Here is a 19,157-nt window from a genome sequence, read left to right on the forward strand (position 1 = left end):
GGGGCTCGGCAGGCAAGGTGAACGTTGAGTGTAAGGGATCAGCGGTTGATCGGCGCCACGAAGCGGCTGTGGGCCACGCTGCGCACCTCGGGTTGGTCGCTGTCCTGGATTTCGAAGGCCAGCTCCTGCGAGCTGCTGCTCGGGCGGTCGGCCAGCAGGGCCACCGATACCGGCAGCTCGGCCATCTCGCCGGCGGGCACGATCAGCTCGGTGCGCCCTTGCAGGGCAAAGCCTTCGGCATCCAGCAGGCGCAGGTGGTAGCGCTGGGTCTGTTCGGTCTTGTTGATGACCTTGAGCAGGTAGATGTTCTCGATCTGGCCCTGGGCATTTTCGCGGAACAGGCCGCGGTCCTTGATCACGTCCAGCGACACCATCGGGCGCAGCTGCAAGGCCAGCACCAGCGCCGCGATCATCACCAGCAGCGCCGCGGCATAGCCCAGCAGGCGCGGGCGCAGCCAGTGGGTGGTGCCGCCTTGCAGGCTGTGCTCGGACTTGTAGCCGATCAGGCCACTGGCATAGCCCATCTTGGCCATGACGTTGTCGCAGGCATCGATGCAGGCCGCGCAGCCGATGCAGGCCATCTGCAGGCCGTCGCGGATGTCGATGCCGGTGGGGCAGACCTGCACGCACAGGGTGCAGTCGATGCAGTCGCCCAGGCCCTGGGCGCGGGCATCGCTGCCTTTCTTGCGCGCGCCGCGTGTTTCGCCGCGGCGCGGGTCGTAGGCCACGGCCAGGGTGTCCTTGTCGAACATCACGCTCTGGAAGCGCGCATAGGGGCACATGTGCAGGCACACCGCTTCGCGCAGCCAGCCGGCGTTGATGTAGGTGGCGGCGGTGAAGAACAGCACCCAGAACAGCGCCACGCCACCCAGCTGCAGGGTGAACAGCTCCTGGGCCAGGGGCCGGATCGGGGTGAAGTAGCCGACGAAGGTCAGCCCGGTGAGCACGCCGATGGCCAGCCACAGGCCGTGCTTGAACGTGCGCCGGGCCAGCTTGCCCAGGCTCCAGGGCGCGGCGGCGAGCTTGATGCGCTGGTTGCGGTCGCCTTCGGTGACCTTTTCGCACCACATGAACAGCCAGGTCCACACGCTTTGCGGGCAGCTGTAGCCGCACCACACGCGGCCGGCGTAGACGGTGATGGCGAACAGGCCGAAGGCGGCGATGATCAACAGCGCCGACAGGAGGATGAAATCCTGCGGCCAGAAGGTGCTGGCAAAGATGTGGAACTTGCTGCTGGACAAGTCCCACAGCACGGCCTGGCGGCCGTTCCAGTCGAGCCAGGCGGTGCCGAAGAACAGCACGAACAGCGCCCCGGCAAAACCGATGCGCAGGTTGCGATACAGGCCGGTGAAGCTGCGGGTATGGATGCCGCTGACGCTCGGGCGCTTGCCAGCGATCTGGATGACGTCGATTTTCTCGTACATGGCTACGGTGCTCATCAGGCCTCTATCAGGCCAGAGCACTATGGCCCCCAAGCTGTTTTCAGCACAGGCTCAGGTTGCGCGATTAAAACCGTATCAGATGGCCAGCCTAGGCCGCTGAACCCTTAAATCACGGAGCCTGGAACGCTGGCCTTCAGATGCCTGCGGCTATCCACCGCACCGGCCACGGTGAGCGCATCGGCCTCGGCTTCGGTGATCGGCACACGGTTACCGGCCAGCAGTGCCACGGACATGTGCAGCTGCTCATCGGTGACGATTTCGATGTCCGGGCCTTGGCCTTCGATGCGCAGGTCCTGGCCGATGAGGGTGCAGCGCTGGGTGCTTTGTTCGATTTCGACGGGCATGGGGCGGTCCTCCGGGGTGCGGTTACAGGTGGGACTGCGGGCGTTGGCAGGTTGCTGCATCGATCCGCCAGGCGGGCACTTTGTTGCCCTCCGGCAGGTCAACCCTGTGAAGCCCACAGTGGATCGAGAGAAAGGCGATGGACGTCATCTGGCAAACGCTGCAAGCGGAATTCGCCGACATCACCGACGAAGCCGAAATCACCCGCATCCTCTTGCGCCTGTCGATGGCGGCGATCCTGGGCGCGGTGCTGGGTTTTGAACGCGAGAGCAAGGGCAAGTCGGCCGGTGTGCGCACGCACATGCTGGTGTCGATGGGCGCGGCGCTGTTCGTGCTGGCGCCGAGCATGGCCGGTGCTGACGAGCAGGCACTGAGCCGGGTGATCCAGGGCATCGTCGCCGGTATCGGTTTTCTTGGGGCGGGCACCATCTTGAAAGGCAATGTCCAGGACACCAGCCACGTCAAAGGCCTGACCACGGCCGCCGGGCTTTGGATGACCGCCGCCATCGGCACGGCAGCCGGCATGGGGCGCGAGGCCACGGCACTGATCAGCACCTTGCTGGCGCTGCTGGTGCTGGCGACGATGCCGTTGCTGGTGGACAAGCTGGAGGCGCAAGAGGAGGACAAGCGCAGGGAGGAGGAGGGCAGGAAGCACTGAGGGGAGCCGAAGCTCCCCTCAAAGCGTTGTTGCCTGCTCTTTTATTATTATTGAAGACCGGCCTTTTGTTGTTTTTGTAAGCCTGCCTTGTGTTGCGAGCGACCCCCATGCGGGGTCAAGAGCAAACGTATTTTTTTGAGCGCTGACCTGCTGTCATCATGCTGATCCGATCCTGACTGCCGCTACCTGGAGGTAGTTTTGTTGTTCTGTGTCAGATCGCGGGGCGAGCCCCTGAAAAGCCTGTCGACTCCAAAAAAATCTGCTTGCTACGCCTCTGCCGTGTTGTTCTTGTTATGTCAGAGCCGTTACCTGTTGTTTTTATTGGGTGTCACGTTTTTTGTTGTTGTTGTACGAAAGATATAGCAGGTGCCGTGCCAACTTTTAAAAAGCCTTTAAAATCAAGGGCTTGAGCAAAATGGCGAAAAACCGGTGGCCTGAAATTCTGTCGAATTGTTTCCCTGTTACCCGATTTTTTGCTGGAGTGGGCGGCAGCGGTAACACTGCACCCACACTCTTGTGACAACCGTGTGAATCACTGGGCGCTGCGTGCCCGCGCCACCCGCGAGCCGTTGGCCCGGCCCAGCACCTGGCTGATGCGCTGCCCGGCCGCGATCAGTGCGTCGAGGTCGATACCGGTTTCGATACCCAGCCCCTGCAGCAGGTACAGCACATCCTCCGTGGCAATGTTGCCGGTGGCGCCCTTGGCATACGGGCAGCCGCCCAAACCTGCCACGGAGCTGTCGAACACGCTGATGCCTTCGAGCAGGCTGGCGTACACATTGGCCAGGGCCTGGCCGTAGGTGTCGTGGAAGTGCCCGGCCAGCTGCGCACGCGGCACAAGCGCCGAGACCACCTCGAACAGGCGGCGGGTATCGCCTGCGGTGCCGGTGCCGATGGTGTCGCCCAGCGACACTTCGTAGCAGCCCATGTCGTGCAGCGCCTTGGCCACCGGGGCCACCTGTTCGGCGCTGACCCTGCCTTCATAAGGGCAGCCGAGCACGCAGGAGACGTAACCGCGCACGCGCACGCCGTGGCTGCGCGCCGCCGCCATGATCGGCTCGAAACGGTTCAGGCTCTCGCTGATCGAGCAGTTGATGTTGCGCTGGGAAAACGCCTCGGAGGCCGCCGCGAACACCGCCACTTCCTTCACGCCCGCCGCCAGGGCGTCTTCGAAACCGCGCAGGTTCGGGGCCAAGGCGGCATAGGTAACGCCGGGGCGCTGGCTGATGGCGGCGAACACCTCGGCCGAACCTGCCATCTGTGGCACCCACTTGGGCGACACGAAACTGCCCACCTCGATGTAGCCCAGCCCGGCAGCGCTGAGGTCGTCGACCAGGCGCACCTTGTCGGCGACGCTGATGGGTTGGGCTTCGTTCTGCAGGCCGTCGCGGGGGCCGACTTCGACCAGGCGGACTTTTTCAGGCAAGGACATGGCGGGGTTCCTGTGGCGGGTCAACGGTTGTCGTTATTGTTCAAGGTGGCGGCCAGGGCCTGCTCGCAGCGCTCCTGGGCGGTGTCCAGTTCCAGTTGCATCTGGTGGATGTCGAGCATCTGCTGCTCCAGCTGGGCGCGGCGCTCGGCGATTTTCGCCAGCATGCTGTTGAGCTGCTTGAGGTTGCCGCTGCTGGGGTCATACAGCTCGATCAGTTCGCGGCATTCGGCCAGCGAGAAACCGATGCGCTTGCCGCGCAGGATCAGCTTCAGGCTGACCTTGTCGCGGGGCGAATAGATGCGCTCCAGGCCGCGGCGCTCGGGGCTGAGCAGGCCCTGTTCCTCGTAGAAGCGAATGGCGCGGGTGGTGATGTCCAGCTCGCGGGACAGGTCGGAGATGCTGTAGGTCTGGCTGCTCATGCTCGGGCTCGGCGTGGGGTATGGCGGTATCCTGAGGGCAGGTTGACGTATACGTCAAGCAGGGCTGTGTCGGTTTTGCTGGCCCTATCGCCGGCAAGCCGGCTCCCACAAGTGCTGCGCTGTACCTGTGGGAGCCGGCTTGCCGGCGATAGGGCCCGAACAGGCAAAGCCATTCACTCAGGCTGCACCGAACGCCGATAGCCATTGGGGGTCTGCCCACTCAGGCGCTTGAAGAACCGCGCAAAGTACGTCGGGTCACTGAACCCCAGGCTATCGGACAGCTGCCCGATGCTCATGCGCGTGTACACAAGGTTGCGCCGCGCCTCCAGCAGCAGCCGCTGGTGCACCACCTGCAGCGCCGTCTGCGCGCACAACGCCCGGCACAGCTGGTTGAGTTGCAGGCTCGGAATGTTCAGGCGCGCGGCAAAGTCCTCCACCGACAGGTGCTCGCGGTAATGCGCCTCGACCAGGCGCAGGTATTGCCCCAGCAACTGCCGGTCACGCTCGTCGCGGTTGCGCGGCGCCTGGCCCTGTTGCTGGCAGCGGCTGATCCACACCATCAGCGCCGTCACCAGGGCTTCGAGCAAGGCCGCGCGCCCGGGGGCGTGGCCCTGGTACTCCTGCTGCAGGGTGTCGATCAGGTTGCGCAGGCGCCCGCGGTCCTGGCCCAGCGGGTAGCACGCCGCCTTGGCCAGCACGCCCAGCGGCGTGCCCAGGCGTTGTTCCAGGGCCGCCACCAGGGCCGTGCCGAAGGTCAGCACATGCCCCTGGATATCGGCGCTGAAGCGAAAACCATGCACCGTCAGCGGCGGCACCACCTGGATCGCCGCCTCGGCAATGACGCTGCGCACGCCCTCGATCTCAACTTCGGCCCGGCCGCGTTGCACATAAAGCAGCTGGAACAGCTCGGCGTGCTGGTGCGGCTTGATCTCCCAATGGTGCAGGCGGCTGCGCGCCGGGATCGACTCGCAATGCAGCAGGTCGGTGCCGGGCCAGGCCTGGTTTTCGCCATAAAGCTGGAACAACGGGACGCCGGAAAGGGTGGATGGCATGGGCGGATGGCCTGTTCGTTAATCGAACCAATTTTGTAAAAGTGCAGTTTTCTTATGGAATAGCACACCTATTTGGCTGCTTTAGCCCTTAAAAATGCAAGTACAAAACGCCTAACAACAAGAGACAACAACAATGAAGACTCAGGTTGCAATCATCGGCGCGGGCCCCTCTGGCCTGCTGCTTGGCCAGCTGCTGCACAAGGCCGGCATCGCCAACGTGATCCTCGAACGCCAGGCACCGGACTATGTGCTGGGCCGTATCCGCGCCGGCGTGCTCGAGCAGGGCACCGTCGATCTGCTGCGCGAGGCCGATGTCGCCGAGCGCATGGACCGCGAAGGGCTGGTGCATGATGGCGTAGAACTGCTGGTCGGCGGCCGCCGCCAGCGCCTGGACCTCAAGGGCCTGACCGGTGGCAAGACGGTGATGGTCTATGGCCAGACCGAAGTCACCCGCGACCTGATGCAGGCCCGTGCGGCCAGCGCCGCGCCCATCTTCTACTCGGCCAGCAATGTTCAACTGCATGAACTCAAGGGCGAGCAGCCCTACGTGACCTTCGAACACGATGGCCAGCCGCAGCGCCTGGACTGCGACTACATTGCCGGCTGCGATGGCTTCCACGGCGTGTCCCGGCAGAGCATCCCCGAAGGTGTGCTCAAGCACTACGAGCGCGTGTATCCGTTCGGCTGGCTGGGCATGCTGGCCGACACCCCGCCGGTCAACCCTGAGCTGATCTACGCCCACCACGAACGGGGTTTCGTGCTGTGCAGCCAGCGCTCGCTGACGCGCAGCCGCTACTACCTTCAGGTGCCGCTGGAGGAGCGCGTCGAAGACTGGTCGGATGCGCGTTTCTGGAACGAGCTCAAGGCCCGCCTGCCGCAAGAGGTGGCGGCGCGCCTGGTGACCGGCCCGGCTCTGGAAAAGAGCATCGCGCCGCTGCGCAGCCTGGTGGTCGAGCCGATGCAGTACGGCCACCTGTTCCTGCTCGGCGACGCCGCGCACATCGTGCCGCCCACCGGTGCCAAGGGCCTGAACCTGGCGGCCTCGGACGTGAACTACCTGTACCGCATCCTGCTCAAGGTGTATCGCGAAGGGCGCACCGACCTGCTGCAGCAGTACTCGCCGCTGGCGCTGCGCCGGGTGTGGAAGGGCGAGCGCTTCAGCTGGTTCATGACCCAGTTGCTGCATGACTTTGGCGAGCACAAGGATGCCTGGGACCAGAAGATGCAGGAGGCCGACCGAGAGTACTTCCTGTCGTCGCAGGCGGGGTTGGTGAACATTGCCGAGAACTATGTGGGCTTGCCGTTCGAAGAGGTGGCTTGAGCTGCCGCTATCCTGTGGGAGCCGGCTTGCCGGCGATTGGCTGGGGCAGACGAATGCAGCCTTGGTTGCCTGCTCGGGCCCTATCGCCGGCAAGCCGGCTTCCACAGGGGCAGCGCCGGATTATTGGGCCAGCAACGCCACCATCTCCCGGTACCCGCGCTGGCGCGCATGTTCCAGGGCGGTCACCCCGTCCTTGTCGGCAATCTGCCGGTCCGCACCCGCCGCCAACAGCCGCCGCACGATCTCCACATGGCGCGGGCCGCCATCGCCGAGGATCACCGCCTCCAGCAGCGCGGTCCAGTGCAGGCGGTTGAGGTGGTCAACGTCGACCCCGGCGTCGATCAGCAGCTGCACGGTCTCCACGTGCCCGCGCTCGGCGGCGGGGATCAGCGCCGTGCCGCCGTAGCGGTTGGTGCTCTTGAGGTCGGCGCCATGGGCCAGGGTCAGGCGCAGGATGTCGTTCAAGCCCCGGGCACCGGCATACAGGTAGGGGCTGTCGTCGATGATGTCCTTGGCGTTCACATCGGCACCGGCCTCGATCAGCGCCTTGGCCGCCGCCACCTGGTTGGCGTGGGTGGCAACCAGCAGCGCGGTGCGGCCCTGGTCGTCGCGCAGGTTCACATCGGCGCCTTGCTCGAGCAGGCGCTGCAGGGTGGTGGTATCGTTGTGCGCGGCGGCGTTGTGCATGGCGGGCGTCTCGGCGAAGGCAAGGCTGGTGAACAAGGCAAAGGCTAGCGCGGTAAGTGGCAAACGCATTTCGCAGGCTCCTGTAATGTCTGCCGCAATCCTAGAAAATGCACGGCAGGGGTTGAAGTTAAGAATGTGCATGACCCACAGTGCCCTGCTGAATAGTTAAAGCAGGAAGCCTACCCATGAATTTTCCGACGCCATTGCTCGCCGCCTTGTGCCTGGCCGCCACCAGCCACGGCGCCCTGGCCGACCAAGCGCTGCCGGCGCCGCCGGAAGCCCAGTCCGGCTACCGCAGCGGCCTTGAGCCGGTGCACGCCAGCCGGCACATGGCGGCGGCGGCCAACCCGCTGGCCAGCGAGGCGGGGCGGGCGATGCTGCGCGCCGGCGGCAGCGCCATCGATGCGGCGATCGCCATGCAGATGGTGCTGACCCTGGTCGAGCCGCAATCGAGTGGCATCGGCGGCGGTGGCTTCATCCTGTACTGGGACGGCCAGCAGGTGCAGGCCTACGATGGCCGCGAAACGGCGCCGGCAGCGGTCACCGAAGCGCTGTTCCTGCAACCCGACGGCACGCCGATGCCATTTCGCGCTGCCCAGATCGGCGGCCGTTCGGTGGGCGTGCCGGGCGTGCTGCGGGCCCTGGAAATGGCCCACGCACAGCACGGCAAATTGCCCTGGCGCGAGCTGTTCAAGCCGGCCATCGAGCTTGCGCGCAACGGTTTCGCGCTGTCCGAGCGCCTGCATGCGCTGGTCAGCGAAGACCCGTTCATTGCCGATTCGCCGGCCATGGCGCGTTACTTCCTGGACAGCCAGGGCAAGCCGCTGGCGGTGGGTACCGTACTGCGCAACCCCGAGCTTGCGCGCACCTTCGAGCAGTTGGCAGAGCAGGGCGTGGATGCCTTCTACCGCGGCGAAATCGCCGAGGCGATGGTGGCCCAGGTGCGTGGCCATGCCAACGCCGGGCAGTTGTCGCTGGACGATCTGCGCCAGTACCAGGCCAAGGCCCGCGACCCGGTATGCGGCCCCTACAAGGCCTGGCAGATCTGCGGCATGCCGCCGCCGTCCTCGGGTGGGGTCGGCGTGCTGCAGACCTTGGGCATCCTCGAAGCCGTGCAGCGTGCTTCAGCGCAACGCGACCTGGCCCATCAAGCGCCGCGCCAGGTGGCCTCGGCCGCCGGCCTGGAACCCACGCCGCTGGCGGTGCACCTGGTGGCCGAGGCCGAACGCCTGGCCTTCGCCGACCGTGCCCAATACCTGGCCGACAGCGACTATGTGCCGGTGCCGCTCAAGGCGCTGATCGACCCGGCGTACCTGGCCGGGCGCGCCACGCTGGTCGGCGAGTACAGCATGAAGCGCGCCCGCCCGGGCACACCACAAGGCGCCAACCTTGCGATGGCCCCGGACCGCTCGCCGCTGCGCATCTCCACCTCGCACCTGTCGGCCGTGGACGACAGCGGCCAGGCCCTGGCCATGACCACCTCGGTGGAGGCGGCATTCGGCTCGCACCTGATGGTCAAGGGCTTTTTGCTGAACAACCAGCTCACCGACTTTTCCTTCATCGCCCAGGAGAACGGCAGGCCCGTGGCCAACCGCGTCGAGCCCGGCAAGCGGCCGCTGTCGGCGATGGCGCCGACCCTGGTGTTCGCCCGCGATTCCGGCGAACTGGTGGCCAGCCTCGGCTCCCCCGGCGGCTCGCAGATCATCGGCTACGTGAACAAGGCCCTGGTCGGCCTGCTGGACTGGAAGCTCGACCCGCAGCAGGCCGCCAACCTGCCCAATTTCGGCAGCCGCAATGGCGGCACCGAAGTGGAGAAGGAGCTGGCCAGCCCGGCCTTGATCCGACAGTTGGCGGCATGGGGGCATGAGGTCACGCCACTGACCATGACCAGCGGCATGCAGATCATCCAGCGCAGCGCCGGCGGCTGGTCGGGCGGCGCCGACCCGCGGCGTGAGGGCGTGGCGCTGGGCGACTAGGCGTGGTAGAAGTCAGCCTTGCCATTTGAAAGTTGAATACCAAGATGTCCATCAGCGTGAAATCGAATAGAGCCCTGTTCGACCTCGACCTGCTACGCGCCATCGTCGTGGTGGCCGATTGCGGCAGCTTCACCACCGCCGCCACGCGCCTGCACTCGACCCAGTCGACCATCAGCCAGAAGGTGCGTCGCCTGGAGGACATGGTCGGCCACCGCCTGCTGGTGCGCGGCAACCGCGACGTGCTGCCCACCGACGCCGGGCAGACCTTGCTCGGCTACGCCCGGCACATGCTGGCGCTGAACGACCAGATGCTCGAAGCCCTGGCCGGGGCCATGGTCGGCGTCACCGTGCGTCTGGGCGTGCCCGAGGATTTCGTTGGCGGGCGCACCACCAACGCACTGTCGGCGTTCAACCGCCAGCACCCCCAGGTCAAGCTGGAGGTCACCAGCGGCCTGTGCCGCGACCTCAGCCAGGCCTACGACAACGGCGAGCTGGACCTGGTGCTGCTCAAGCAGCGGCGCAATACCCGCGAGGGCGTGGCGTGCTGGCCGGAGCGTTTGCAGTGGATCGACAGTGCGCGTATTCCGGCCTTCGAACTCGACCCGATCCCGCTGGTGACCTTCCCGCCGCGGGGGCTGTACCGCGAGGACATGATCAGTGCCATCGAAGGCATGGGCCGGCGTTGGCGCATCAGCTTCACCAGCTCCAGCCTCAGCGGCATCCAGGCAGCGGTGGCCGACGGCATGGGCATCAGCCTGCTGCCGCCGCGCGCGGCCAGTGGCGAGCATCGGGTGCTGGGGGCTGCCCAGGGGTTGCCGGAGGTGGACAGCTACGAAATCGTCATCGTTCACCGGCCGACGGCGGATGTGATGGTCAAGGCGTTGGCCGAGGTGATGACAGAACTACTGAGGGGAGGGGCGCTGTAGGAGCGGCCTTGTGTCGCGAAAGGGGCGCGAAGCGGCCCCGGGGTTTTTGTGCCGCTGCTGATGGATGGGGGCCGCTTCGCGGCCCTTTCGCGACACAAGGCCGCTCCTACAGCCTTTCGCGACACAAGGCCGCCCCTACAGCCTTTCGCGACAAAGGTCGCTTCTTATGGCATCCCCAACCACTGCGGCAGCGCCAGCGAAATGAACGGCACGTAGGTCACCAGCACCAGGAACAGCAGCAGGATCGACAGCCACGGCAGCGCCGCGCGAATCGTCTGCCCAAGCGTCAGCCCGGTCACCGCCGAGGTCACGAACAGGTTCAGCCCCACCGGCGGGTGCACCAGGCCGATCTCCATGTTCACCACCATCACGATGCCCAGGTGAATCGGGTCGATGCCCAGCTTCATCGCGATCGGGAAGAAGATCGGCGCCAGGATCAGGATGATCGCCGACGGCTCCATGAAGCTGCCGGCCACCAGCAGCACCACGTTGACCATGATCAGGAAACCGATCGGCGTCAGCCCCTCGGACAGCACCCACTGGGTGATCTGCTGGGGGATCTGCTCGGTGGTCAGCACGTGGGCGAAGAGCATGGCGTTGGCGATGATGAACAGCAGCATGATGGTCAGCCGCCCCGACTCCAGCAGCACCTTGGGGCAGTCGCGCAGGCGCATGTCCTTGTACACGAACAAGGCGATGAACGCCGAATACACCGCCGCCACGGCCGCCGCTTCCGTGGGGGTGAACATGCCGCTGTAGATCCCGCCAAGGATGATCACCAGCAGCAACAGCCCCCAGAACGCGCGCCGCGCGGTGCTCAGCCACTGGGCGAAACTGACCCGCGGCTGCGCCGGCAGCTTCTTGATCCGCGCCACGATGTAGATCGTCACCATCAGCGCCACGCCCAGCAGGATGCCGGGCACAACGCCCGCCATGAACAGCTTGCCCACCGAGGTTTCGGTGGCGGCCGAGTACACCACCATGACGATCGATGGCGGAATCAGGATGCCCAGGGTGCCGGCGTTGCAGATGATGCCGGCGCCGAACTCGCGTGGGTAACCGGAGCGCACCATGCCGGCCACCGCGATCGAACCCACCGCCGCTACCGTGGCCGGGGACGAGCCCGACAGCGCGGCGAACAGCATGCACGCCAGCACCGCGGCAATCGCCAGGCCGCCACGGATGTGGCCGACGCAGGCGTTGGCGAAGTCGATCAGGCGCTGGGCCACGCCGCCGGTGGTCATGAACGCGCCCGACAGCAGGAAGAACGGGATGGCCAGGAAGGTGTAGCTATCGGAAGTTTCGAACAGCTTGATCGCCAGCGAGCTCAGCGAGTCCTGGCTGAACATCAAGATCGACAGCGCCCCCGACAAACCCAGCGAAATCGCGATCGGCACGCCCAGGAACATGAACACGAACAACAGCAGGAACAGGCAGATGACCGTCATTGGTGGTGCTCCTCACCCGGGTTGGCCAGCTTGCTGGCTTCGGCGGCCTCGTCGGCCAGGCCCAGGCCGTATTGGCGATGGGTGAACAGGCGGTAGAAGATCTCCAGGTAGCGCACGATCACCAGGGCGAAACCCAGCGGCACGATCAGCGCGATATGGCCGACCTTGATGCCGTAGCGGTCGAGGTCTTCGGCGCCGATGCCGGCCACCAGCACCGCGCTCACCCACTTGATGCTCGCCACCAGGAACAACCCGGCATAGGCCAGGCAGCAGGCGCAGGCGAGCATCGCCAGCACCCGCTGCACCGGCTTGCGGGTGCGCCGCACCAGCACGTCGACGCCCAGGTGCCCGGCCGTGCGCACGCCATAGGCGATGCCGAAGAAGATCAGCCAGCCGAACAGCGCCTTGGTCAGGGCGATGCTCCAGGTCATTTCCTGGGCGTAGCCCATCAGGTGGTCGCCGATGCCCAGCAGCAGGTCGCTGGCCAAGGACCAGTGGTCACTGAGGGTGTAGAACAGGGTGTAGAGATTGTTCAGCGCCACGTAGAGGAAGGTCACCAGGGTCATGGCGGCCAGCAGGAAGGCGATCATGCCTTCCTCGAAATGCTCCCAGATGCGCCTGAGCGATTGCATAGGGTTTCTCCAGACAGAGAGAGGGCAGGCCACCCGGGGGCGGGTGGCCAGGGCAGGGCGCAGCAGGGGTCAGGACGGCTTGTTGGCGTCGTCGGCGGCCTTGATCAGGTCGGCGCCGATCTGCCCGGAGAACTTGTCCCACACCGGGCGCATCGATTCACGCCACTGCTGGCGCTGCTCGGCGGTGAGCGGGTCGATCTCGCTGGTCTTGGCGTCGAGGATCTTCTGCCGCGAGGTCTGGTTGAGCGCTTCGGCCTGCTTGTTCACCTCGACGGTGACCTCGTCGATGATCGCCTGCAGCTCGCCGCGCACATCCTCGGGCAGGCTGTTCCAGAACTTGGCGTTGGTGATCACCATGTAGTCGATCAGGCCATGGTTGGTCTCGGTGAAGTACGGCTGCACCTCGTTGACCTTCTGGCTTTCGTAGTTCGACCAGGTGTTCTCGGTGCCGTTGACGGTGCCGGTCTGCAGGCCCTGGTAGACCTCGGCGAAGCTCATCTTGCGCGGGTTGGCGCGGATGGCCTTGAACTGCTCCTCGAGCACGCTGGAGGCCTGCACGCGGAACTTCAGGCCACGGGCATCCTTGGGCAGGATCACCTTCTTGTTCGCCGACAACTGCTTGAGGCCGTTGTGCCAGTAGGCCAGGCCACGGATGCCCTTGTCTTCCATCGAAGTCAGCAGCGCCTTGCCTTGCGGGCCTTGCTGGAAGCGGTCGACGGCAGCCAGGTCATCGAACAGGAACGGCAGGTCGAAGATCTGCACCTGCTTGTTGTAGTGCTCGAACTTGGCCAGCGACGGCGCCAGCATCTGCACGTCGCCCAGCAGCAGGGCTTCCATTTCCTTGCCGTCGCCGAACAGCGACGAGTTGGGGTAGACCTCGACTTTTACCTTGTCCTTGAGTTGCGGGTCGGCGGCGACCAACTTCTGGAACATCAGCGCGCCCTGGCCTTTGGGGGTGCTGTCGGCCACCACGTGGGCGAACTTGATGATGATCGGGTCGGCGGCCTGGGCCAGGCTCGCCATGGACACAGCGGCGGCGCAGAACAGCGCCTGGGTCAGCTTCAACATCGATGTCACCTCTGATTTATTGTTGTAGGAGGGTTGAGGGTAAAGATGGACCAATGGCTTGTGTGTGGAGAATCAGCATTTGTGTAAGGCGGCGTTCGGCTGGGGTTAACACCAGCATCGGCCCTATCGCCGGCAAGCCGGCTCCCACAGCTACACCGCAGGCCCGCAGTCTCTGTGGGAGCTGGCTTGCCAGCGATAGGGCCGGCAGCTTCAACCCCGTTGCCGGGCCAGCAACCGCTGGGCGCGCAACACCACCGGCGCATCCACCATCTGCCCCTCCAGCTGGAACGCCCCGGCGCCATGGGCCGCCTCGCTGGCAGCCAGTACCTTGCGCGCCCAAACCAGCTCATCGGCACTCGGCGCCAGCGCCGCATGGATCACCGCCACCTGCCTTGGGTGAATGCACAGCGCCCCGCCATAGCCCATGTCGTAGGCATGGCGCATCGCTCGCTGCAAGCCTTGGGCATCGTCGATCGCCGGGTACACCCCATCCAAAGGCGCCAATAACCCCGCCCCCCGCGAATGCAGCTGCACCGCCATGCGCGCCTGGTCGAGAAACTGCCGGGCCGCCGCGCTTTCGGTGTTCAGGTCCAGGTCCAGCGCCAGGTCCAGGCTGCCGAACGACAAGCGCTCGACACCTTCGGCCTGGGCAATCTGCGGCAACGCCAGCAGCCCCTTGGCGCTCTCGATGATCGGCCACACCGGCTTGCCGGCATGGCGCGCCACGGCCACTTGTGCCGCGTTCTCGACCTTGGGCAGCAACAGCCCGGCCACACCTGGGTGCTGCGCGCAGAACGCCAGGTCAGCACGGTGCTGCACATGCTGCGGGGCGTTGACCCGCACCCAGACGGCCGCTTGTGGCGTAGCTTCAAGGAATGCCGCCAGGTGCTCGCGGGCCTGCTGCTTCAGCGGCTCTTCCACCGCATCCTCGAAGTCGACGATGACCGCATCGGCCCCCGCCGCCAGCGCCTTGGCAAACCGCTCGGGCCGGCTGCCGGGCACGAACAGCGCCGAACGCACCCGGCTCATACCACACCGCCCGCAGCCAGGTCGGCTTGCTCGCCTGCGCTGAAACCCAGCTCGGCGAGGATGCCCTGGGTGTGCTGCCCCAGCGCCGGCACGGCGTCCATGCGCGGGGTGAAGGCGCCATTGCGCCCCGGTGGCAGCAACGCCGGCAGCTTGCCGGCCGGGCTGTCCACTTCGCGCCAGCCATCGCGGGCCTGCAGCTGCGGGTGCTGCCACACCCCGTGCATGTCGTTGACCCGGGCATTGGCGATCTGCGCCTGCTCCAGGCGCGCGACCACCTCGTCCAAAGGCAGGTTGGCAAAGCCATCGATGATGATCTGGCGCAGCACTCCGCGGTTTTCCGAGCGCTTGAAGTTGGCGCTGAAGCGCTCATCGCTGGCCAGTGCCGGGTCGAGCAGCACCTTCTCGCAGAACACCGCCCATTCCCGCTCGTTCTGCAGGCCGAGCATGATCGTGCCGCCACCGCCGGTGGGGAACGGCCCGTAGGGGTAGATGGTCGAGTGCGCAGCGCCGGCACGCGGCGGCGGTGGCGCGCCGTCGTAGGCGTAGTACATGGGGTAGCCCATCCACTCCACCAGGCTTTCCAGCATCGACACGTCGATGCGGCTGCCGACGCCGGTCTTGCCGCGCAGCATCAGCGCCGACAGCACGCCGGTGTAGGCATACATGCCCGCCGCGATGTCGGCGATCGAGCAGCCGGCCTTGGCCATTTCGTTTTCGCCCGGGCCGCCGGTCACCGAGAGAAAGCCGCCTTCGCTCTGGATCAGCAGGTCGTAGGCCTTTTTCTTTTCATACGGGCCGCCTTCGCCGTAGCCGGAGATGTCGCACACGATCAGCTGCGGAAAGCGCGCATGCAGCGCTTCGAACGACAGCCCCATGCGCGCCGCTGCACCCGGCGCAAGGTTTTGCACCAGCACGTCGGCCTTGGCCAGCAGCGCGTCGAGGATGCCGCCGGCGGCCTCCTGCTTGAGGTCGAGGGTGAGGCTTTCCTTGGAGCGGTTGGTCCACACGAAATGCGAGGCCAGGCCGTCGACGCGCTGGTCGTAGCCACGGGCGAAGTCGCCGCTGCCGGGGCGTTCGACCTTGATCACGCGGGCGCCGAGGTCGGCCAGCTGGCGGGTGCAGAACGGCGCGGCGATGGCGTGTTCCAGGCTGATGACGGTGATGCCGTCGAGCGGGCGGGGTGATGCTTGAGTCATGGGGTCACCTCAGTGCAGGTCGGCCAGGGAGCGGGCATCGCGCAATTGCCACACGCGCTCGATCAATGCCTGGCCCTGGGCCGGGCTGCGCGCCCCGGAGAAGGCCAGCAGGCGCTGGAACTTGGCTTCCAGCTCCGGGCGCGACAGGGTGTTGCCGGGGTCGCCCTTGGGCTCGTCGATGGCCGCGTGGAAGCTGCGGCCATCGCTGCAGGTGACCTCGACCCGGCCCAGCCAGCGGGCCGGGTAGGCGGCGTCCACTTCAGGGTCCAGCTGCATCTGCACCTTGTCGCGAAACGCCGCCACCTGCGCATCGTTCAAGGCCAGGTCGCGAAACTCCAGCAACTGCGCGCTGCCGTGCACGGCGATCAACCCGAGCACGGTGCCCATGGAGAACTTGGCCTGGTGCACGGTGGTGGGCGTGGTCACCCGGCCCAGCACATCGATAGCGCCCTGGTGCACGCGGGTGACCACCTTGGCGATATCGCCATGGCCCAGGCCTTCACGCGCCATCAACTGCAACAGCGCATCGGCGGCGGGGTGGGTGTGGCGGCACGAGGCGTGGAATTTGAACGAGGTTTCCACCAGCGCCCAGCGCGTGCCCAGGCGGTCGCTCAGGCGCGCCGGGTCGGCATCGCTGGACATGCCGGCGGCCAGGCCTTGCTCGCCTTCGAGGATATTGCGCGCCCCGCTCAGGCCATCGGCGGTCAGGTACGCGGCCAGCAGGCCGTCGGCGGCGGCCTTGGCGGTGTGCAGCTGCTTGGAGTCGGCCGCGTCGCGCAAAAATTCCCACAGGCCGGCCGCCTGGGTGCCGGCGCTGCCGAGCAGGTTGATGAACTGCTCCCGATCGAAGCCCAGCAGCTTGCCCACCCCGACCGCTGCGGCCAGGGTGCCGACCGTGGCGGTGGTGTGGAAGATGCGGTAGTGCGAGCGGCCGAGGAACTCACCGATGCGGATGCCCGCCTCATAGCCGGCCACCGCCGCCAGCAGCAGGTCCTGGCCGGACTTGCCCAGGTCCTGGGCGGCTGCCAGCACGGCGGAGAACACCACGGTGGCGGGGTGCAGCACGGAGCTGTTGTGCAGGTCGTCCTGCTCCACCAGGTGCGAGGCGGCGCCGTTGACCAGGGCAGCGAAGTAGGGCGAAGAGGTGCCCCCGCTGGTCAACACCCGCGCACGGCCCTGGGCCGGGCCCATGCGCTGGGCATAGCGCTCGAACAGCGGAATCGGGTGCGCACCCTGGCTGGCCAGGGCCGAGCCCAGCCAGTCGAGAAACAGGTCTTCGGTGCGGTCCAGCACGTGGCCGGGGATCTGGGCGTAGCGCAGGTCGGCGAGGAAGCCTGCGAGCGCGTGGGTATGCTGCATGTTCAGGCCCTCAGAAGCTGCGCGGCAGTTCGAGCAGGTGCTCGGCCACGTAGGACAGGATCAGGTTGGTGGAGATCGGCGCCACCTGGTACAGGCGGGTTTCGCGGAACTTGCGCTCGACGTCGTATTCGCAGGCGAAGCCGAAGCCGCCGTGGGTCTGCAGGCAGGCGTTGGCGGCTTCCCAGGAGGCCTTGGCGGCCAGGTACTTGGCCATGTTGGCGCTGGCCCCGGCGTTCTGCCCGCTGTCGTACTCGGCGCAGGCGCGCCAGCGCATCAGATCGGCCGCCTCGATTTCGATATGGGCCTCGGCAATGGGGAACTGCACGCCCTGGTTCTGCCCGATCGGGCGGCCGAACACCACGCGGTCGCGGGCGTACTGCGCGGATTTTTCGATGAACCAGCGGCCGTCGCCGATGCATTCGGCGGCGATCAGCGTGCGCTCGGCGTTGAGGCCGTCGAGGATGTACCTGAAGCCTTTGCCTTCTTCGCCGATCAGGCTGCTGGCCGGGATCTTGAGGTTGTCGAAGAACAGCTCGTTGGTCTCGTGGTTGACCATGTTGGCGATCGGCTGCACGGTGAGGCCGTTGCCGATGGCTTCGCGCAGGTCGACCAGGAAGATCGACATGCCTTCGGACTTCTTCTTCACCTCGGCCAGCGGCGTGGTGCGCGCCAGCAGGATCATCAAGTCGGAGTGCTGGATGCGCGAGATCCACACCTTCTGGCCGTTGATCACGTACTCATCGCCCTGGCGCACGGCGGTGGTCTTGATCTTGGTGGTGTCGGTGCCGGTGGTGGGCTCGGTCACGCCCATCGACTGCAGGCGCAGCTCGCCGCTGGCCAGCTTGGGCAGGTACTGGCGCTTCTGCTCCTCGCTGCCATGGCGCAGCAAGGTGAACATGTTGTACATCTGCCCGTGCACGGTGCCGGAGTTGCCGCCGCAGGCGTTCACTTCTTCGAGAATCACCGAGGCCTCGGCCAGGCCCAGGCCGGAGCCGCCATATTGCTCGGGGATCATCGCCGACAGCCAGCCGGCGTCGGTCATGGCTTTGACGAAGGCCTGCGGGAAGCTTTTTTCTTCATCGATCTTGCGCCAGTAACTGGCGTCGAATTCGGCGCACAAGGCGCGCACGCCTTCGCGGATGGCAGTGAGGTCATCGCTGTCGTACGTATGCATGCGGGTGTTCTCTGTCGGGTATCAGTCGAAAAGCACGTCGGCGCTCTGCGCCACGCCATCGGCATTGCCGGCCCACAGCTGGGCCTGGCCAGGCGCGCTGATGCGCCCGGCCACCGCGAAAGGCGTGGGCACGCTTAGCGGGCGCACGCCGCGGTAGGCGAAGTGGCGCACCTGCTTGCCGGGGTTGGCGCGGATGAACGCGCGCAGGTTCAAGGTGGCGATCATCGGGCCGTGCACCACCAGGCCGGGGTAGCCTTCGGTGTCGGTGACATAGGGGTGGTCGTAGTGGATGCGGTGGCCGTTGAAGGTCACGGCGGAGTAGCGGAACAGCAGGGTCGGGGTGGGCACGACGGTTTCGTGCCAGTCGCCGGGCGCCTCGGCGGCGGCGCTGGTCAGCTTGGGCGGGTTGGGCTCGCGGTAGACGATGTCCTGCTCCTCGCGCACGCAGAGCTGGCCGTGCTGCGAGTAGTCGTGGCGCACGGTGACGAACAGCAGCGCGCCGGTGCGGCCGTGCTTTTCCTCGATGTGCACGATGGTCGACAGGCGATGGGCCTCGGCGCCGACCTTGAGCGGGGCGATGAACTCGACCCGCCCGCCGGCCCACATGCGGTTGCGGTTGTCTGCCGGGGGCAGGAAGCCGCCACGGGCCGGGTGGCCGTCGCCGCCCAGTTGCGCCTCGGCCACCGGCTCCTGGAAGAAGCACCACATCCACAGCGCGGGCAGCGCTTGGCCGACGGCGGGCGCGGTTTCGCCGAAGGTGGCGGCGATGCGCTTGATCAGGTTGCGGCTGAGCTCATCGACGGCCTCTTGCGTGCGGCCGATCCAGGCGCTGTAGTCGATGGGCGGGGGGGAAGCAGTCATAACCATGGGCCTCTGCATTTGTTGTTATGGACCGATCATGCGAGGCGCCTGGCATTCTGTGAATTTGCATTTGTGTAAGGCAGCGTTCATGTATGCTGAACGCCATGTTTTTGCCTGTACTGGCCTCATCGCCGG

General features: G+C 66.1%; 18 protein-coding genes. 4 read left to right on the forward strand and 14 right to left on the reverse strand.

Translation table 11 applies throughout. The features are described 5' to 3' along the window. Positions 1-38: 38 nt before the first annotated feature. Positions 39-1,424 (reverse strand): cytochrome c oxidase accessory protein CcoG, encoded by a 1,386-nt coding sequence (ccoG, locus tag ACIPG5_RS13805; RefSeq protein WP_401375931.1) that lies wholly within the window; start codon positions 1,422-1,424, stop codon positions 39-41. 122 nt (positions 1,425-1,546) lie between these two features. After that, positions 1,547-1,786: a DUF3203 family protein gene (locus tag ACIPG5_RS13810; RefSeq protein WP_176517245.1), complete on the reverse strand. Its 240-nt coding sequence runs from the start codon at positions 1,784-1,786 to the stop codon at positions 1,547-1,549. A gap of 137 nt (positions 1,787-1,923) precedes the next feature. On the opposite strand from ACIPG5_RS13810, the gene ACIPG5_RS13815 reads away from it, so the two are divergent. After that, positions 1,924-2,442 carry an MgtC/SapB family protein gene (locus ACIPG5_RS13815; RefSeq protein WP_401375644.1) on the forward strand — a complete coding sequence of 173 codons (519 nt, stop codon included), beginning with the start codon at positions 1,924-1,926 and terminating at the stop codon, positions 2,440-2,442. Between the two features lie 532 nt (positions 2,443-2,974). Here ACIPG5_RS13815 and ACIPG5_RS13820 read toward each other — a convergent pair. The 3 genes from ACIPG5_RS13820 to ACIPG5_RS13830 form a co-directional block, all read right to left on the reverse strand. Then, on the reverse strand, positions 2,975-3,874 hold the full coding sequence (locus ACIPG5_RS13820; RefSeq protein WP_401375647.1) for a hydroxymethylglutaryl-CoA lyase: 900 nt from the start codon (positions 3,872-3,874) through the stop codon (positions 2,975-2,977). A gap of 20 nt (positions 3,875-3,894) precedes the next feature. Further along, a complete protein-coding gene (locus tag ACIPG5_RS13825; protein WP_176517248.1) occupies positions 3,895-4,293 on the reverse strand; it encodes a MerR family DNA-binding transcriptional regulator in 399 nt (132 codons plus the stop codon). A 173-nt stretch (positions 4,294-4,466) separates the two neighbouring features. Continuing rightward, the gene (locus ACIPG5_RS13830; RefSeq protein WP_401375650.1) at positions 4,467-5,345 is read right to left on the reverse strand and encodes a helix-turn-helix domain-containing protein; all 879 of its coding nucleotides are present in this window, start codon (positions 5,343-5,345) and stop codon (positions 4,467-4,469) included. Positions 5,346-5,478: 133 nt separating this feature from the next. On the opposite strand from ACIPG5_RS13830, the gene pobA reads away from it, so the two are divergent. After that, complete coding sequence (gene pobA, locus ACIPG5_RS13835) at positions 5,479-6,666, forward strand: 4-hydroxybenzoate 3-monooxygenase (RefSeq protein WP_401375653.1); 1,188 nt, start codon at positions 5,479-5,481, stop codon at positions 6,664-6,666. A 120-nt stretch (positions 6,667-6,786) separates the two neighbouring features. On the opposite strand, the gene ACIPG5_RS13840 is transcribed toward pobA, so the two are convergent. Next, positions 6,787-7,422 (reverse strand): ankyrin repeat domain-containing protein, encoded by a 636-nt coding sequence (locus tag ACIPG5_RS13840; RefSeq protein ID WP_401375656.1) that lies wholly within the window; start codon positions 7,420-7,422, stop codon positions 6,787-6,789. Between the two features lie 116 nt (positions 7,423-7,538). Between ACIPG5_RS13840 and ggt the strand changes: the two genes are divergently transcribed. Both ggt and ACIPG5_RS13850 read left to right on the forward strand, forming a co-directional pair. After that, positions 7,539-9,329, forward strand: coding sequence for a gamma-glutamyltransferase (gene ggt, locus ACIPG5_RS13845; protein ID WP_401375659.1), 1,791 nt, complete (start codon positions 7,539-7,541; stop codon positions 9,327-9,329). Positions 9,330-9,373: 44 nt separating this feature from the next. Beyond that, on the forward strand, positions 9,374-10,255 hold the full coding sequence (locus ACIPG5_RS13850) for a LysR substrate-binding domain-containing protein (protein ID WP_401375662.1): 882 nt from the start codon (positions 9,374-9,376) through the stop codon (positions 10,253-10,255). A 164-nt stretch (positions 10,256-10,419) separates the two neighbouring features. Here the strand turns inward: ACIPG5_RS13850 and dctM are convergent, their stop codons facing one another. The 8 genes from dctM to ACIPG5_RS13890 all read right to left on the reverse strand — a co-directional run bounded on the left by dctM (position 10,420) and on the right by ACIPG5_RS13890 (position 19,022). Next, positions 10,420-11,703, reverse strand: coding sequence for a C4-dicarboxylate TRAP transporter large permease protein DctM (dctM, locus tag ACIPG5_RS13855; RefSeq protein ID WP_176513224.1), 1,284 nt, complete (start codon positions 11,701-11,703; stop codon positions 10,420-10,422). Further along, a complete protein-coding gene (locus ACIPG5_RS13860; RefSeq protein ID WP_401375664.1) occupies positions 11,700-12,335 on the reverse strand; it encodes a TRAP transporter small permease in 636 nt (211 codons plus the stop codon). The genes dctM and ACIPG5_RS13860 overlap by 4 nt, the downstream gene beginning before the upstream one ends. Before the next feature lie 69 nt (positions 12,336-12,404). Further along, positions 12,405-13,403 (reverse strand): TRAP transporter substrate-binding protein, encoded by a 999-nt coding sequence (locus tag ACIPG5_RS13865; protein WP_236236103.1) that lies wholly within the window; start codon positions 13,401-13,403, stop codon positions 12,405-12,407. A gap of 210 nt (positions 13,404-13,613) precedes the next feature. After that, positions 13,614-14,432 carry an HpcH/HpaI aldolase/citrate lyase family protein gene (locus tag ACIPG5_RS13870; protein ID WP_401375667.1) on the reverse strand — a complete coding sequence of 273 codons (819 nt, stop codon included), beginning with the start codon at positions 14,430-14,432 and terminating at the stop codon, positions 13,614-13,616. Then, positions 14,429-15,628 (reverse strand): CaiB/BaiF CoA transferase family protein, encoded by a 1,200-nt coding sequence (locus ACIPG5_RS13875; protein WP_401375670.1) that lies wholly within the window; start codon positions 15,626-15,628, stop codon positions 14,429-14,431. Before ACIPG5_RS13875 ends, ACIPG5_RS13870 begins: the two co-directional genes overlap by 4 nt. 9 nt (positions 15,629-15,637) lie before the next feature. Continuing rightward, the gene (locus ACIPG5_RS13880; RefSeq protein WP_314619452.1) at positions 15,638-16,987 is read right to left on the reverse strand and encodes an MmgE/PrpD family protein; all 1,350 of its coding nucleotides are present in this window, start codon (positions 16,985-16,987) and stop codon (positions 15,638-15,640) included. Between the two features lie 10 nt (positions 16,988-16,997). Next, on the reverse strand, positions 16,998-18,161 hold the full coding sequence (locus ACIPG5_RS13885; RefSeq protein WP_314619449.1) for an acyl-CoA dehydrogenase family protein: 1,164 nt from the start codon (positions 18,159-18,161) through the stop codon (positions 16,998-17,000). A 21-nt stretch (positions 18,162-18,182) separates the two neighbouring features. Further along, on the reverse strand, positions 18,183-19,022 hold the full coding sequence (locus ACIPG5_RS13890) for a MaoC family dehydratase N-terminal domain-containing protein (protein ID WP_401375673.1): 840 nt from the start codon (positions 19,020-19,022) through the stop codon (positions 18,183-18,185). Positions 19,023-19,157 lie beyond the last annotated feature (135 nt).

The sequence above is a fragment of the Pseudomonas sp. NPDC087029 genome (assembly GCF_044745345.1).
In the GTDB taxonomy this organism is placed as follows: Bacteria; Pseudomonadota; Gammaproteobacteria; order Pseudomonadales; family Pseudomonadaceae; genus Aquipseudomonas; species Aquipseudomonas faucium.